At 36.8% G+C, this 16,670-nt stretch carries 17 protein-coding genes; 1 reads left to right on the top strand and 16 read right to left on the bottom strand.

The window, feature by feature from the left end:
• Positions 1-145: 145 nt before the first annotated feature.
• The 16 genes from ELS83_RS04955 to ELS83_RS04880 all read right to left on the bottom strand — a co-directional run bounded on the left by ELS83_RS04955 (position 146) and on the right by ELS83_RS04880 (position 14,054).
• A complete protein-coding gene (locus tag ELS83_RS04955; RefSeq protein WP_171594423.1) occupies positions 146-1,351 on the bottom strand; it encodes a cation:proton antiporter in 1,206 nt (401 codons plus the stop codon).
• A 214-nt stretch (positions 1,352-1,565) separates the two neighbouring features.
• The gene (locus ELS83_RS04950; RefSeq protein ID WP_171594422.1) at positions 1,566-1,973 is read right to left on the bottom strand and encodes a DUF2784 domain-containing protein; all 408 of its coding nucleotides are present in this window, start codon (positions 1,971-1,973) and stop codon (positions 1,566-1,568) included.
• 29 nt (positions 1,974-2,002) lie between these two features.
• Complete coding sequence (locus ELS83_RS04945) at positions 2,003-2,416, bottom strand: DUF1428 domain-containing protein (protein WP_171594421.1); 414 nt, start codon at positions 2,414-2,416, stop codon at positions 2,003-2,005.
• 66 nt (positions 2,417-2,482) lie between these two features.
• A complete protein-coding gene (locus tag ELS83_RS04940) occupies positions 2,483-3,430 on the bottom strand; it encodes a polysaccharide deacetylase family protein (RefSeq protein ID WP_171594420.1) in 948 nt (315 codons plus the stop codon).
• 140 nt (positions 3,431-3,570) lie between these two features.
• Positions 3,571-4,110: a glycine zipper family protein gene (locus ELS83_RS04935; RefSeq protein ID WP_171594419.1), complete on the bottom strand. Its 540-nt coding sequence runs from the start codon at positions 4,108-4,110 to the stop codon at positions 3,571-3,573.
• Between the two features lie 191 nt (positions 4,111-4,301).
• Positions 4,302-5,867, bottom strand: coding sequence for a serine hydrolase (locus ELS83_RS04930; protein WP_171594418.1), 1,566 nt, complete (start codon positions 5,865-5,867; stop codon positions 4,302-4,304).
• A 144-nt stretch (positions 5,868-6,011) separates the two neighbouring features.
• Entirely contained in the window at positions 6,012-6,209 is a 198-nt protein-coding gene (locus tag ELS83_RS04925; protein WP_171594417.1) for a hypothetical protein, read from the bottom strand.
• 41 nt (positions 6,210-6,250) lie between these two features.
• The gene (locus ELS83_RS04920) at positions 6,251-6,892 is read right to left on the bottom strand and encodes a hypothetical protein (protein WP_171594416.1); all 642 of its coding nucleotides are present in this window, start codon (positions 6,890-6,892) and stop codon (positions 6,251-6,253) included.
• Between the two features lie 23 nt (positions 6,893-6,915).
• Complete coding sequence (locus ELS83_RS04915; protein WP_216616381.1) at positions 6,916-8,454, bottom strand: sulfatase-like hydrolase/transferase; 1,539 nt, start codon at positions 8,452-8,454, stop codon at positions 6,916-6,918.
• A 251-nt stretch (positions 8,455-8,705) separates the two neighbouring features.
• Positions 8,706-9,359, bottom strand: a complete 654-nt coding sequence (locus ELS83_RS04910; protein WP_171594415.1) for an HD domain-containing protein — start codon at positions 9,357-9,359, stop codon at positions 8,706-8,708.
• Between the two features lie 86 nt (positions 9,360-9,445).
• Positions 9,446-9,751 carry a hypothetical protein gene (locus ELS83_RS04905; protein ID WP_171594414.1) on the bottom strand — a complete coding sequence of 102 codons (306 nt, stop codon included), beginning with the start codon at positions 9,749-9,751 and terminating at the stop codon, positions 9,446-9,448.
• A 62-nt stretch (positions 9,752-9,813) separates the two neighbouring features.
• Positions 9,814-10,497 carry a GOLPH3/VPS74 family protein gene (locus tag ELS83_RS04900; RefSeq protein WP_171594413.1) on the bottom strand — a complete coding sequence of 228 codons (684 nt, stop codon included), beginning with the start codon at positions 10,495-10,497 and terminating at the stop codon, positions 9,814-9,816.
• Between the two features lie 128 nt (positions 10,498-10,625).
• Entirely contained in the window at positions 10,626-10,868 is a 243-nt protein-coding gene (locus ELS83_RS04895) for a hypothetical protein (protein WP_171594412.1), read from the bottom strand.
• Between the two features lie 95 nt (positions 10,869-10,963).
• Entirely contained in the window at positions 10,964-11,992 is a 1,029-nt protein-coding gene (locus tag ELS83_RS04890; RefSeq protein WP_171594411.1) for an ATP-binding cassette domain-containing protein, read from the bottom strand.
• Between the two features lie 20 nt (positions 11,993-12,012).
• Positions 12,013-12,720 carry a GTP-binding protein gene (locus ELS83_RS04885; protein ID WP_171594410.1) on the bottom strand — a complete coding sequence of 236 codons (708 nt, stop codon included), beginning with the start codon at positions 12,718-12,720 and terminating at the stop codon, positions 12,013-12,015.
• Positions 12,721-12,767: 47 nt separating this feature from the next.
• Positions 12,768-14,054, bottom strand: coding sequence for an ABC transporter substrate-binding protein (locus tag ELS83_RS04880; protein ID WP_171594409.1), 1,287 nt, complete (start codon positions 14,052-14,054; stop codon positions 12,768-12,770).
• Positions 14,055-14,324: 270 nt separating this feature from the next.
• On the opposite strand from ELS83_RS04880, the gene ELS83_RS04875 reads away from it, so the two are divergent.
• Complete coding sequence (locus ELS83_RS04875) at positions 14,325-16,628, top strand: T9SS type B sorting domain-containing protein (RefSeq protein WP_171594408.1); 2,304 nt, start codon at positions 14,325-14,327, stop codon at positions 16,626-16,628.
• The last annotated feature ends 42 nt before the right edge of the window (positions 16,629-16,670 follow it).

Below are 16,670 nucleotides of genomic sequence, written 5' to 3'. Positions count from 1 at the left end.
ATTTCTCTTACTGATAAGTTGATTACAGCGCCGACAGTAAGTCTTTTGATTCGTAAAATTCAAAATGAGTGTATCATATTTACGATCACATTTCTTGCATTTTCCCCTTCGGATCAGAAGAATAACAACAATAAGGAAAGGTGCATTACATCTCCATTTTAAATTGTTTCGCTTGTGTTCGTTTAATCACGCCTGCACAATATTTTAATCCGAATGTTGCAAAGAAGTTTAGCAAGAAGGTTGAAAATACAATGATTGAAAAAAGGTTATTATCAAGAATTTGCAATTTTTGACCAATTGCAGCAAGAATAAAAGCCATTTCAGCCCTACCTGTCATTCCAATTCCTATGGTAACAGATTCGACAGTTGAAAATTGTGCCAGTTTTGCCATTGAACCAGCACTAAAAATTTGTATAATAATTACTCCAATAACCAGCGACATTAATAAAAAGATCCCCTCAATTGTAAAAGCGTCGAAGGTGATGTGAAAGCCAAGAGATATAAAAAAAATAGGTCCTAAAAATGAGTAGGCAATTGCGTACAATCGATCTTCTACCTTTTTAACCAGTTCCTTGTTAGCCACCTCTTCGCGAAAGAATAAGCCGGCCAGGTAGGCACCTAAAATCATGTGCAGACCAATCAGTTCTGCAAACAGTCCGAAAACCAATCCCAATATCAGCAAGAAAGTAAATCCTTTGCCACTACTGTGCTGGAACGGACGTTTAAACAATGGGTATAGATAATAGCCTGCCACAATAGTTACTACAAAAAACAAAGTTGATTTTACAGCAATCAAAACCAGGGAGGTTACACTGATATTTTCACTTTTCACAACAGATAAAATCAGACTGAAACAGATTAAAGACAGCAAATCATCAATAATACAAGAGGCTACAATTACCCTTGCCAAACGTGTATTGCTAAGGTTCAGATCCTGTAGTATTTTTAAGGTTACCACCACCGCAGTTGCAGTTAAACTGATACCAACAAAAAGTGCTGTTTTAAGAGAGTATCCAAACAGCAAGGCGATGCTCATAGAAGTTATGAAGGGAAATAAAGCGCCAATAAATGCAATGCCAAAAGATTTTTTCAGGGCGCTAACAAACTCGCGAGGATTGGTTTCTACACCCGCATGCAAAAGGATAAAGAATATGCCCAATTGTGAAAGCACTTCGATAATTTCGTTTGGCTCTATAAGCCCCAGTACTGCCGGACCAATTAAAATTCCAGCCACCAGCTCACCCATAATTGTTGGTATTCCAATCTTACGCAGAAGTACAGAAAAAGCCCAGATCACTACCATTAAAATCAACAGCTCCTGGAAAAAAGGCATTATGGCGAGTATTTTCATGTATTCAAGTTTAATTGGATCTCGAAAGAAATTACAAATCGGAATTGAATGTATACAGGAATTTTAGAACTGATCTTATTAATACCATGTAATCTCATTCACAAAAACTCAAGGAATTAGGCTCTTAGCAAAGACTTGGCTCTGGTTAATTTGTGGTTTGAAAGATCAAAATTCTGGCTGTATCAAAACATAAGAATTTTGCTCGTGTACTACTTCACATCATACCTTTATGCTTTCTTTTCTTGTACTCTATTAAATTTAAGCATATTGAAAGAAGAAAGCAAGCTGAAAATATAAGGATAACAGCCTGATTCACAAAAGACACAGACAAATCAAGGCCAATTGTTTCCCTGATTAGAAAATGAATGTATGAATTTGAATGTGGAGGATCGTTAAGGGCCATTCGAACTTCCCAATGTAAATCGGTTAAAAAGCAATAGCCCAAACCATACCAAATGCCAATAATCAACCATGAAAATAGAGTGAATAAGCAGGTTAACAAATGTAACAATCTTGTTTTTCGCCAAATCCATCCAAACACAGCAAACAAGCAATAGATGGTATGAAATACCAGGAAAAAATAGTCGAGAAAGACCAGGATGCTATGGTTTAGATCTTCCATATCCACCTTTTTTGATGAGACTTGGTGTTTTATTTAAAAATTAAGGGCTGAAATCCACCATACAGCATTCTCGAAGCATCGAAAATCATTCTTGATGGATCGCACAATGGGGCTATCAGGTCGTTCATTCTTGGGTCGGCTGCTACTTTTTGATTGGCCAGGTTTCGTGCTTCACGCGATGCGAAAACCACCCAACCAAAAATGATTACTTCATCATCTTCGACATCTACAAGCTCAGCAAATGATCTAGTTCCCTCGAGTTCTAAATCATCACCTACATATTCGAAGTAGGCAATGGCTCCATGCTCCTTCCAAATGTCAGCTACTTTTTCGGCAACAGTTTTATAATCGATCAAATGCTCTCGTGCAATTGGCAGTACAAATCCATCAATATAGTTTGGACCATTTGCTTTTTCGAATTGATTTTGATCTTGTGTATTCATGCTGTTGGTTTTTATTCTATTTAATTGACGAAGTGCTAGTTACAGATTTAAGCTGGCAAAAATAAATCAGTACGTTTTATTTTTCTGATTCAAGTTATTGTAAAGATTTTGAATTTCTTTCATATCAGGTTCCATTTTCATCCAACGCACTCTCTCCTTCTGCGAATCCATCCAACGGTACAACCACGAAATGCCCCATTTTCGGTAATAATTATTCTTTTGAGCGTAAATTTCATCTTCTAAAGCCTCATCCAAACTGATGAACTCGTATTCCAGGGCTTTTAATTCTGAAACAAGCGCAATAAAATAATCACGGTTTATACTGTTATCGTGACACAGATAGATCTGTTTGACTTTTCGATTGTACTTTTCTACACTTAATGAATCGTAAAAGTGAAAATACGCTATGGTTTTGGATACATAAAGTTCACCAATATGCTTTGCTTTTTCGTATTGCTTCTGCCTTAGATAATATTCATACACCCAATTAAACATCCAATCAGAACTTTCTATCGTAAATGGTGTAATACGATAATTTAATGAACTCAAAAGGCTATCCATCTGAACATGTTGCAGAGAATCGGCTCCCATATCATTGTAAGGAAAACGAAAGTGTTCCAGCTTCTTTTTGTAATTTTTAGTCAATTCCCGAATGATACTTTCTCCTTTCAAAACATCTTCTCGAAATTTCTCGAATCCAACCGCAGAATAACGTGGATGACTAAATGTATGATTCCCAACAATCGTATTTTTGCTACTTACCCACCTGTTGAGCAAAGCAAAATTCCTATTGACAGAATCTCTATTGTAAATCAATCGCTCGTTGATAAATACCGTTACCGGGAGCTCTAAAGAATCAATCGCGTTTAAAAAATGCGATTGGTAATGGTCGCTTTGAAAGATTCTTGTATTTGGCGCATCATCAATGCTTATGGCTACCTTATTTTGTGCATTTAACTGGTAAGTATTCCACAAAAGGAACAAGAATAGAATGATCAGGTTTTGGTGCTTCATTTTCGTGTTTTATGTACCCATATACTGCTTTAAAAATATCATTTGCTAATTTTTAAATTATTTCAGGCATATCAAAATTTCATTCTGTAAAGTTTGTTTGCCTTTTGCAGGAGATTTCTAAAATTTACATGTAAACGTTTTTACGGGTTTTGAATCGAAAAGCGCTCCAGACGTTTACGATTTCTATCCAATTGTCGCTTTTTTCCATTTATGGGAATTCTGAATTTAAAAGAACTAAGCATTACTCCTAAACCTGCACCGGTAATCGCGCCCATTCCACCGCCAATTAAGGCTTTTTCTCCTGCCGTAAAGCTGATAATTCCTCCATCGTCATCTCCATCGGCAAAACCAAGTATTCCACCGATCACCAAACCCGAAAGCGCTCCAATCAAAGCGGCTTGTCCTGCCGATTTTTTTCGCTTTAATTCAATAAATCGAATGTCGTAATAAATCAGGTTGTTCAAATTTTGTGTTGCTTCAAAATGCAGTTCATCAAATTCGAAAGAATCAGTTATAAGAATAGAGGTATCAGTTACCTGGTAAAGGAGTCCGCCAGGTTTGTTATCGTTGTATAATTTTACCCAGGTTTTGTAATATGTTTTTTTCTTTGCCTGGTTTACCTGCGTATAGGCCATAATGCAACAAAGCATTAAAATTGTTATTAGAACGACGCTTTTCATGACATTTGGGTTGTTTGTTATTCATCTTACTGTGTTTGCTACCTAAAGAGAGGTTATTATTGGGAAAAGCCATTCGATTTGAAATAATGTAAGGAGAATATCTGCAAAAGTCAACAGGTGTTTAGCACTCATAAAATGAAAAAAAGAGCCACAATTTCTCGTGACTCTTAATGTTGATATTTTCATTTTATTCAATCTACCCTTTTTAAATCCAGATCCTGAAAGTCGAAACTAAAGTCGATATTCGGAGAAATTCCTTTCATTTTAAGGCCTTGTGCCTTGCCTTCTTCATCTAAAGCAAAAATGGCAAAGGCATCGCAATTCATATCGCGATAAGCCCATTTTACAGCAAAGCTATTGGCTTTGTAATAGTACATTGGACCGGTTAATTTAGGCGATCGCAGCGAGCGAATCCAAAGTTCTCCGTCCTTTTCGTACACCTCCATTTTACCAAACCAATTGTCTTTATACATTCCAATGTAATCCGAATTCTCAATGGTTTTATCTTTTGCAAAATCCACCGTTTTCCACACTGCATTTACCACAGAATCAACCTCGTGTTGAGTTCCTGATAATCGTTTTTTGGCAAAAGCATTCCAATCGGTAGGTTCGGCTTCGATGTAAGAATCAATAATGGCCTGTGGAATCATGTGGTAAGCATATCCGCCAGGCAAAGTATTGGTCAAAACTGCAATTCCCACATTCAATTCGGGGATGAGTACGGTTTTCGATAACATACCTGGCAATCCGCCAGTATGACTAATGATGGTATAGCCATTATGGTCTTCTATTACCCAACCTAAACCGTAAGCCTTATAATGGTTTTTGTATTTTCCACCTCCCCTGGCTGAAAAGTTAAGCATGGTGTGTGCTTTCCACATGTAGTTCTGATTTTTCACGGAAAATAATTCCTGATCTTCACCATATTTGCCCTTGTTTAGGTGCATCATCAACCATTTGCTCAAATCGTTCACACTGGAGTAGATACCACCGGCAGCGTCCATTAAAGGGTTGGTATAAGCATCAACGATTTCCAAATCGCCATATTCCGAAGAGTGTGGCAATGCAATGTTATTGGCATTTTGAATTCTTTTGAATGATCCTGCTGAAGCTTTCATTTGAAGTGGTTTCATGATTCTATTTTCCACAAATTCGGACCAGCTCATGCCGCTAATTCTTTGCACAATTTCACCTGCTACGATGTAAAGTAAGTTGTCGTAATCGTATTTGGTACGAAATGCAGATACAGGTTTCTGATGTTGAAAACTCTCTAGGATATCATCAACGGTAAAGTCGCTGCCATCAGGGAAAATCATTAGATCTCCTGCTCCCAGTCCTAAACCACTTCGGTGACACAACAAATCTTCCACTGTAAAATTATCGCGTACATAGGAATTGTACATGGTAAACTCAGGAATGTGATCTACCACTTTATCTTTCCACGACAGCTTTCCCTCATCAACCAATATGGCCATAGCAGCAGCAGTAAAAGATTTACTGTTGGAGGCTATGGCGAACAAGGTATTCTTATCAACTGGCTCCTGGGTTTTAATGGATCGAACTCCATATCCTTTAGCATGAACAACTTCACCATTATGAACGACTGATACGGCAAATCCGGCAAGCGGAAACATTTCCAATGTTTTATTGGCCAGGGAGTCGATTTTTTCACTTGATAATCCTTGTGCCGTTCCTAAAATACTGTTCGAGCAAAAAGCCAATAAAAGCAGGCAATTTAGTAATCTTGTTTTCAACATTATAATTTCGTTTAAGCTTAGCTTGAAATGGTGTGATATCTTGTAATTTCCAGCTTTATAGATTAATGATTAGATCAAATATAGTTTAGTTCCCAGTAAAATTCAAATCATAAAAAACGAGACAAAAAATTGCCTCATTTGCTTTTATGCTTCTCTCTTCTTGCTGAACCTAGACCATATACTTTCTATCAAGAATCCTATTCCAACTCCTAAAAAGAAGCCTGCAAAAAAGTTCATGATCTCCTCATCAATAAGGATGTACCCATTTTTTAAGAGAAGTTTCGACAAGATTCCTAATGCGATAAATAAAGGTGAGATGATTAGTTTGTTTTTAATTTTCATGATAAATAATTTGAAGTGAAATATTGGCTAATGGAAAAAAATTAATCTGTACAATGAGAATTATAATACTGAACGATTTGAATAATATCCTTGCTTTTAAATTCTTTCGATTCAATTTTTTGAACCAGTTCCGGACAATCAGAAAAATAATTCTTCATTTTATTTCTACCAAAATTAGCGACCAACTTCAAGTCTTCGTCATCCTTTTTCAAATAGATTACTCCGCCCTCAATCTTAGCATATTGAACTGTATTTACCCCTACACCAAAATTGGATGAAATGCTGGCAACAGGTCCGAAACTTACTTTTGATGACGGATGCAAATACAATTTAATTTTCCCATCAACAAGAATCCTAAGAAAAATATAATAGTCAAAGTACCCATTATGACTTCCTCCAACCGGATCAGGAACCGATACCATTCGTATGGTATCAAAACCAAATTTAAACTTGATTTCATCGGCCATATCTGGTTTTAATTTTTTCTTTTGTCCGTTCTCTGTGATATATCTTACACTGTTTTGAAGTTTTTTATATGCAGGCTCTTGAGAAATCATATTTACAGGTATTTTAAGCATTACATTCATTGTGTCTTTACCTGTAATTATTTGTCCTTTTACATCCACTGCCTTTACAGATATAGCAATAAACATGAATAGCATCAATGCTAATAATTTCGTCATTCTATCCTTAATCTCTTGTTTTATCATGGCATTTTCAGCTCCAATAACTTTTCATCTCTTTGGGGCAGCAGTGCACCTTTTCTTTCCAGTTCTGTTGCTAAAGCTTTCATCATCCTTCTCAGCTCTTTTGGTTCATTCTTTGCCAGGTTATTCGTTTCAAACGGATCAACTTTAAGGTTGAACAATTCATATTCAGGCTTTTCGCCTGGTTGAAAATGGTAAACCACTTTCCATTCCGATTGTACCAAACTACTAAAATAACTACTACGATGCTTGTGCGGATAATGATTTAGAAAAAGTTCATTACGATTATTGTTTTTTGTACCGGCAAACTGAGTTTTAAGATTGAAACCATCTATGATATAATCTGCTGGTAAATCAATATTTGCTGCATAACAAAGACTTGGGAAAATATCCATAATAGAGGCCATTTGTTCCTGAATAATATTATTCGAAATGGGTATTTTTTTTTGACAATTTTCGTCATTATCCGGTGTTATCCAGGAAGCCATAAAGGGAACCCGCATCCCTCCTTCCCAGTGCTCAGCCTTTTTTCCTTTTAAAGGTAGTGAGCTACTATAGTTATTCTTAATTGGAAGAGGAGCATCTGAACCATTATCTCCCAAAAACAAGATAAGAGTGTTTTCTCCTAATCCAAGCTCTTTCACATGCTGAATGATGTCTCCTAAAGATTTATCGACTCCTTCTATTAATGTTGCATAAGCCTGAGCTTTAACTGATTTACCAGAATCTTTATAGTTTTCGGCAAATCGTGGGTCTGAATAAAATGGAGCATGCACTGCATAGTGTGACATATGCAGGAAGAACGGTTTTCCTTCCTCTTTGGCTTTTGATATTGCCAAATTGGCTTCACGAGTTAAGGCTTCTGTTAAAAAAATATCCTTGCCATGGTATTTTTCTAATCCCGGTACCGCTCTTTTTTTGTTTCCCCCGCTGTGTCCAAATGCCTCGATTCCAAGGTAACTCCCTGGTTTCCCAATAGAACAGCCTGCAATATTTACATCGAAGCCCAGGTTCAATGGATCTTCTCCTTCACTCCCAAATGGACCGAAATGCGCTTTTCCAACATGAATTGTTTTATAACCCGCTTGCTGTAATACTTTCGGAAGCGTTATCATTGATTTATCAAGTCCTTTCCAATTCCAATTGGCAGGCCCATATTCTCCCCGGTTGTTATTTTCAGAGTTAATCCAATTGGTCACTCGGTGCCGGGCAGAATTCTGTCCTGTCATTATAGTAGTGCGCGAAGGTGAACATACCGAATGGGCATAAAAGTTATTAAACCTGATTCCCTGTTCACCCAGTTTTTCCATATTGGGTGTCCTGTAGTATTCATTCAGAGGGTATTTTTGGGGATGCCCCAATGAGTCTGTAAGAAAGGGAAGTGATGTATCCATAATTCCCATATCATCGACCAGAAATATGATAATATTGGGTTGAATATTTTTTTGTTTAGATTCTGAACAACTGGCTAAAATAAAAAGAAATGCAAGAATCATCACCGCGAAGCAATACTTCATTTTCAATCTTAAACTCATCATGAAACAATCATTAAAAAGGTTAATATTCCTATAACTTAAAGCATCTTGTAAAGTGAAAAATGTCATTTCCATTCAATCTTTAAGTCAATCAAAAGGATAAAGTTTCGCTGGTAAAACTATAAAACAAGTAAAGCATATCAAAATAATATGATAATTATTTTGTGGTTTGTATTTTACATATCTATTTATTCTTGATAAAAAGAAAGGCAGCACAAATGCTACCTCATTTTTTTTAGACATTCCAGTTATTTTTACAACTCACCTTCCCATTCAGCATAAAATTGCTTGAGATACTTTTCCATAAACTCATGTCGTTGCTCAGCCATTTCTTTTCCTGCCTGTGTATTCATTCTATCTTTTAGCAGTAGTAATTTTTCGTAGAAATGATTAATGGTAGGAGCTGTAGAATTTTTGTATTCCTCTTTGCTCATGTTTAAATTCGGTTCAATTTCCGGATTGTAAATTTCACGCATTTTATGTCCGCCATAATTAAAGGTTCGTGCAATTCCAATTGCTCCAATGGCGTCCATACGGTCGGCATCCTGTATCACATCCAATTCTGGCGATTTGAATTTTTGAGCCTCTTTTCCTCCCTTAAAGGAAATGTTACTGATGATTTGCTCAACATGCACAATCACCTCTTCATCAACCTGAACAGAGCATAAGAATTCTCTTGCTTTTTTAGGTCCAACACTTTCATCGCCATTGTGAAATTTCGAGTCGGCAATATCATGAAGCAAAGCACCAAGTTCTACTACAAACAGATCTACTTTTTCATCTTGCGCCAAATGTTTAGCTGTTTTCCAAACACGGTAAATGTGCCACCAATCGTGGCCTCCTTCAGCATTGGCCAATGTTTTCTTAACAAACTCTTCGGTTTGATTTATGATCTGCTCTTTATTCATATTCACATTCTTTAAAATAGGATTGTGAAGATAAGAAGAGGCAGTGGATAATGAACAATTTGCAATGAATAATGTGTAATAAATTTCTAGAATATATAGAATGCCGACACAACCAAAGAGATTCCTAAAAATAGGCCTAGAATAATACTCAGAACAGTTCTTCCCGTCGCAATATTCACCCTCAAAAGTACAATATAAATCAGCAATTGACACAGAAAAGTAGGGATCAGGTAAATCATAAATACGATATAGGCAAATGGTTCCCTCATCCAGGCAATTGAATAATAGCCTTCGTCAATATAAAAAAGGAAGAATAAAACTGATATTGAGGTTATCAGAAAAATTAAAATTACCCGTAGGTTAATTCCTGTTGATATATTTTCTGTTTTCATAGCCTGATTCTAGTGAATTGATATTCAATTTACGAAAATCAGGCTTATAAATAAAGTGAATATTAAGAACTTATGCTTGTTGTGACAGCAGTAGTGGTAATTAAAACTACAATAACAGCCATTAATGCATCGTGTATTTCTTTTACTGCCTTTCCAATTTCTGAGCTCAACTGTCCTTTCTCTATTATTGCTTTTATTTTTTTCTTGTACTCTTTGGCTCTCTGCTTGCCATAAACTTCATTGTTTAGCTCACACATGTCAATTAAACTAATCAGCATAATTTCATGCATATTTACGTCCTTATCGTTTAGCAGAATATGATTCAGGCGTTTTCTTAGCAGGTTTTCCGGCTTAGCATTTTCAGCCGGGAATTTATCTACAGAAAAAATCCATAAAATCTTTTTTTCTTCCCTTCTTAAAATGCCTTCCAGAATTAGCTTGTCAACTGTTTCTTCTTTGATGTATGAAACTTTTTCCCCAATGTTTTCTACCCAGGTTTGAATGGATCTTTCTTTTTTGGAATTACTCATTTTATCCAGGAAATAATCCAACAATGCATTATTACAAGATTCTTTTGATCTTACTTTTATTTTTTTGCCAACAATTTCTATTCTGTCCTGTAAAGAAAGTTCCAGAATGATTGCTCCGGCAAGGCCATAGGCAAATGAAAAACTATCTGCAACAAAACTCCCTTTTTCATCATCCAGGGCCAATAATGTAAGTTGGTCTACTAAATTAAGGTTCATTTTTTTTCGAATTGTTCATGAATAATGCGACCTAATTTACGAATTTCCTGGCACAAAAAATCCCAACAGAACAGTCTGTTGGGAATTCAGCACGGTTCAAGTCCCGTGACAATATTTTAATCCAATTCTTAGTAACCGATACCAGCAGCCATAATGTTATTCGGATCGAATGCGTGACAAGGTGTTACACCGTGTACCATGTCGCACTTAGGACAATGTCCTTCGAACTCTTCCATGGTAAAAGTTTCTTTACAACCCTGACACTCAATCTCCATAGGCATTGGCATCAATTGCTGAGCAAAACCCATCATTCTAATTTTATCAACTACTTGTTTTCCGTTCTCAAAACTTCCTGCGCATCCGTCATGCATAATTATTTCCTCCTGATTAGTTAGTCAATGGTTCATGGCCTTCTCAACATTCAGCCAGAATCCTTATTCGTTTGAATTATTTTACTCTTATTTTATTAGAATCCGATATCTTCCTGTCGGATAATTTCTCCGTGGCGAAGACGGGTTCTCATGTTCTGAATTACATTGTCCATTCTTTCCAGCTCCGAAAGAAGGTTTTGCTCGTCTCCACTGGTGTCAATTACCTTATGAATTCCACCGTTTTTGATCACGATTCTTCGATCGCCCATCAATGCCAAAATTGGATCGTGAGTTGCCATTAATACAATTTTTTCTTCTCCTACCAATAGCTCCAATGCTTTTTTACGGTCGATACCTGCATTCTCAATTTCATCAATCAAGATAATTGGAGATTTACTTAGAATAGCTGTATCTGCAATCATTAAGGCTCTCGACTGACCACCACTTAAACTGGTAATAGGCGTATCCAGTGAGAATTTTTCACCAGCCAGGTTATTTGCCTGTTCAAAAATCTTTTGAATTACACCTTCCACATCTTCAACCAATCGGCTCTGTGCATGCAATTCAATAAACTCATAAACCGAAAGGTCCATTACGAAGTTCATGTTCTGCGATAACTGAGCAACCAATTTGTGTCCCGAAGTAACACGCCATTTTTTATCGCCCTCTTCACCATTCACCAAAATGGTTCTGGATGTTGGCGTATCATTCTGTGCTACCCATTCGATATCGGCCAATAATCTACTTTTTCCCGATCCTGTAGGACCAACTATACAAACAATCTCACTTTTATTAATGGTTAACTCTTCGAACTCTTCCTTTTCGCCCGATTTATTGGTTCCTGGCAAAAGGGTAATGCTGTTTACTCCTTCGTCCTCATCTTCGCCAAGAAAGGCCAGCATTTGTGTAATGTATTCGGCCATCGACTCCATCACCTGCGCTTTATCCATTGCACGATTTTCTTTCTCCTCTTCATCATCTAAAATGTTCAGAAAATCATCTAACTTTTCGTTGATTTGTCCATCTACTTCCAAGGTATTTTCCTCAAAAAATCCAGGAAGAAAAGGATACTGCTCAAATAAATCGGCTATTGTCTTTTGTTGTATATCTTGAATTGTAATCATTCTGTGTTTGTTTTTAAGTGCTAGCTTCTTTTCTTTTTCTCTTCCATGTCAATTTTTCGAACATTACCCATTTGGTAACTTTCACCAATTCTGGTTTCACCCAAACAGTATGAACAAAGAGCCGATGGCATTGAGAATCGAAGTTTTTCACCAACCAATGTTTTCACCTCAACTTTTTCGTCGTACAACAATGTACTTAACTCGTAAGCTCCCTGTCCGGTTAATCCGTTTACATGCATAATGCTTGCTCCAGGGTTTACCGTATTTACTCTCGATGCAAAAACCTCACGTTCGGCCTGCGAAACAATATCACCTTTGGTAATGATTACGATATCGGCAGATTTCAACATTGGACCAATTTTCTTAGGTGTATTGATACCGCTTAGGTTATCGATTACACAAACGGCGGTAACACTTTTCACGTAAGGAGAACAACGGTTACACAATCCCGCACTTTCGGTAATTAAAATATCCAGGCCTTCTTTGATCCCCCACTGGGTTACCTCTTCGATATTACTTACAAAGTAATGATCAGGACAAAGAGATCCAGACAATCCTTTCTTTACTTTAACTCCTGCTTTCTCGTATAAAATATCATCGTCGGTATAAAGACAATCGAATTTTACGACTCCTACTTCCAAACCACGTTTCTGGAAAGAATCGATGGTTTTAAGAATTACTGCTGTTTTTCCTGATGAAGGAGGTCCTGATACTGTAACTAAGTTCATATGTTGTGTTGTTTAAATCGAAAATAATAAATTAATTAAGCATTCTTTTAATTGCCAGGCGTATAATTCAATGGCCCCATATTGGCAAAGGATTCATCACGAATCGATTTCTTAAAAATGGCATCGCATTTTGTAATCAGAGAACCAATATCATTGGTGTTGATATAGTCCCAACCCAACCACATAAATTTGTTTTCTTTTGGCAGCTTGTTATCCACATTCGGATTGATACTTGGGAATAATCCCTGGTGAGAAAGAATCTCGCCTACACCTTCCGAGGCAAAGAAATCAATTACTGGTTGTGTTTTTTCAAGCCTGTCCTTCTTAGTAAGCATGAAAATTGGGCTGATAATAGCTCCATCTTCCGGCCAAACTGCGATCATTGGTCCACCCTGTTTCACCATTTTTGTAAAGAAATAAGGCATAATGGTAATGGCTGGCTTCTCGTTTTTCTTGGTATGTGATTTTACCATTTGCGAAGGGTGCATACTTTCAAGCAAACATGCTCCTAAACCTCTTACGCCTTCTTCACCATATGCTTTATAAATATGTAGCAACATAGAGTTGAACAAGTCGAAATCGCTAATTGGTAAACTTACACTTCTTTTAAATTCAGGCTTGAAAATATCTGCCCATGTGCGAGGCACTGGTCGGTCGCCCAATTCATCTTTATTTACAAGGAAAACCGCCGGTACAACTCCAATCATTGAATAGTGCCCTTCCGGATCTTTAAGAGAAATCTCCTCATTATCAAAATCCTTGTTTAATCGCTCAAAACCTGTGCTATCCTTAAAAACTCCTTGTTTCTTGAATTTCCCCATCAGCTTCTCATCGAAGAACAAATCGAAACCAGCAGAGATAAAAATATCGGCCAGGTTATCTGTATTTTCCTGGTTAATTACATCGTCAATTAACCAATCCAATCCCATCGATGCTGCCTTTAAATCGTATACAATCTCGTTTTTGTATTTCTTTTCGTAATCAGCAATAAATGAATCAATTCCTTCTACAAGAGGCACTCTTACCGGACAAGGTAATAATCCTTGTACATGAACTGAATCCTCTTTCTTTTCTTTTGTTTTCTGATTCAAATCACCATCAACCTGTCCTCTGTTTGAATCAATACCTTCTACCAATAAAGCAGTAAAAGTATCCACATTCAACTTCTTCATTTTCAAAGCCATCTCCAAAGAAAGAGATTTTCCAAAAAGAGCTCTTTTCTTTTCATCCTCTAATTGCTTGAATCCGTTCGAAACAAAAATTTTTACTGTTTCAGGATATTGTGTACAAATATCAAGCAAACTATCTGTGGTCTTAAAATATTGATTCTCCATTGTGAAACCGATTTTTATTGATTTTCTATTGCAAATGTAGATGCTCAAAGAAAAATAAATTGTAACCGATGTTACACTATGCATTTTTTTAGTCAAATCTTTCTAAAATTCCATTGATTCTAAAAACAAACTATTCGGATTAACGTATTATTTTTAATGACGAATCAATTTAAATTATTGACTAAGCTTCGTCGATTGATAATTTTGAAGTATATTTATATCGAAAACTTATAGAAAAATTTTCTTGTTGATAAGAAAATATTGTCGCCTATGGCAAGTTTACACCACATATTACCCCAGTTCTTATCGAAGATATCCATCATCTTTATTGCATTACTTTTGCCTGTTTCTTTATTTGCACAGGATGATGATGACGAAAGAGATGTCGTTAAAATTGTTGCCGATTATGAGCCGATGTATTGCTCAGCAACCAATGGGGAAATATTGCCTGTGCAGGAAATCAATATCCTGATAAAAGGTCCTGAAAATAAAAAGTGGTATGTGAGTTATTCGATCAATAATAGTCCGGCTATGGTTCTAAACAGCAATCAGGCCATAGAATTTTCAGAATACGAAATTTCACTCTTCCTAAGAAACCTAAGTGGAAAAATTCAGGATTATACCATTGAACTGAAACAAGCCTGGTTGGAAGATTTAACTCCTCTCCTAATTCCCGATGATGCCAACTCAGCCACCATTCAGCTTTTGCCTCTACCTGGTCCTGAAATCGACGATTATTTTCATAAGGCCAAGAGCAGTTCCACGCAAAACTATAGTGCCCAAATAGGTAAAAATTCCTCTTATGATATTATTCTGCCCAAAGGTGCAAAAATGGTTGAGAACAAGAGTAAAATTGAAGCCAGCAAAAAAAAGCTTGATCTAAAAATTCAATGGTCTGAGGATGAAGGCAGCAGATTTTTCAAATTGATCGAAACAGATGCATTTGGGTGCAACAGCGATACCATTTATGCAGGTATAGAAATTGTGAAAAGCTTTCGTGTTGATCTGGGAGAAGTAAAAAATATCTGTGTAGGGGAATCCTGTGAATTGATTCCAGAAATTGATTTGCCATCGAATTATTCTTATCTGTGGAGCAATGGAGAAACCAGCAAATCGATCACTGTAAATGAAAGTGGCAAGTATGAGTTGACCGTAACCGATTTGGCCGATAATCAAGTGGTGCATTCCTCGATTGATGTAAAAGTTCATAACGCACCGACAATTCCTATCGATGATTTGCTTATTCTGGAAGACAAGGAGCACACCATAGATATCTTCGAAGAAAATTGCACCTACTTATGGTCGGATGGAAGTACAAAAGCCATCAACACAATTTCTGAATCGGGCAACTATTCCGTTATTAAAACATCGGCATATGGTTGTTCTGCAAAGAAAGAGTTTAAAGCCAAGTTAAAAGATGAAATTTTCAAAATAGAACTGCCTGAGGTCATTCACATGTGTGGCAATGAGAAAATGACTTTGAGTCCTGGTCTATCCATCAATCAGGAATATACTTTTAAATGGAATACCGGGTCGGCAGATGAAGAAATTACCATAGAAAATCCGGGAGAGTTTTGGGTAAAAGTGACAGATCCCGATGGTTTTTCGAAAACAGCAAATACAAGTGTGCAGTATCATCCAAATCCTATTGTCGACCTTGGTCCTGATTTGGTTCTTTGGGAAGGGGAAACCGCCATTCTGGATGCTGAAAATCCGGGCGCAAGTTACATTTGGAACAATGGCGCAATCAGCCAAAGCATTGAAGCCAAAAGTGGTGGAATATATGTTGTTGAAGTTTCCGATCAATATGGTTGTTCTAACAAAGATACCTTGTATATCGACTATAAAAAAGGTCAAAAATTTGGTGTTTTTCTTGGCGAGGATCAGAGCATTTGCAAAGGCGATTCGGTTTATGTTAGCGTACAACTTGAAGGAAATCCGGTAGCTCCATTAAGCTACAAATGGATTGGAATAGATAGCGATGCACCAGAAACCTATCTGAAACAGCAAGGTGAATACTGCCTGGAAGTTAGCGATGCAAATGGAAATACAGAATCGGACTGTATTCATCTAAGCACGAAAAATGTTCCCATCGTGAATCTTGGCCAGGATCTGGTATCATATCCCAATGAAGGAATTGTTTTGGATGCAGGTACACCAAATTGTTTTTATACCTGGTCTACGGGCGAAATCACTCAAAAAATAAAGGTAAGTACAGAGGGGCAGTATTGGGTAAAAGTAACCAACGAACACAATTGTACCGCTCAGGATACTATCGAAGTAGGCTTTCTGGAAGATTATCCATTTGTAGGTCTGCCTAAAGCTTTTTCTCCTAACGGCGATGGGCACAACGACAAGCTTTTCATTCATGGCAGCAACTTTAAAGATGCCACTTTGGTGATTTACAACCGTCTTGGACAAAAAATATTCGAAAGTAAAAGTAGCAATGTAGGCTGGGATGGTTTTTTCAAAGGTGAACTTCAAGATATTGACGTTTATATTTATGTGCTCGAAGTAACTTATAATGATGGTAAAAAAATGCTCAAAAAAGGAAATGTAGCGCTCCTCAGATAAATCATAAAATCATTTTATATTTCTATTTAAGTTGTGTAAATT

The organism is Marinifilum caeruleilacunae (assembly GCF_013141825.1).
Lineage (GTDB): Bacteria > Bacteroidota > Bacteroidia > Bacteroidales > Marinifilaceae > Marinifilum > Marinifilum caeruleilacunae.
This window is presented reverse-complemented; position numbering and strand designations above follow the sequence as displayed.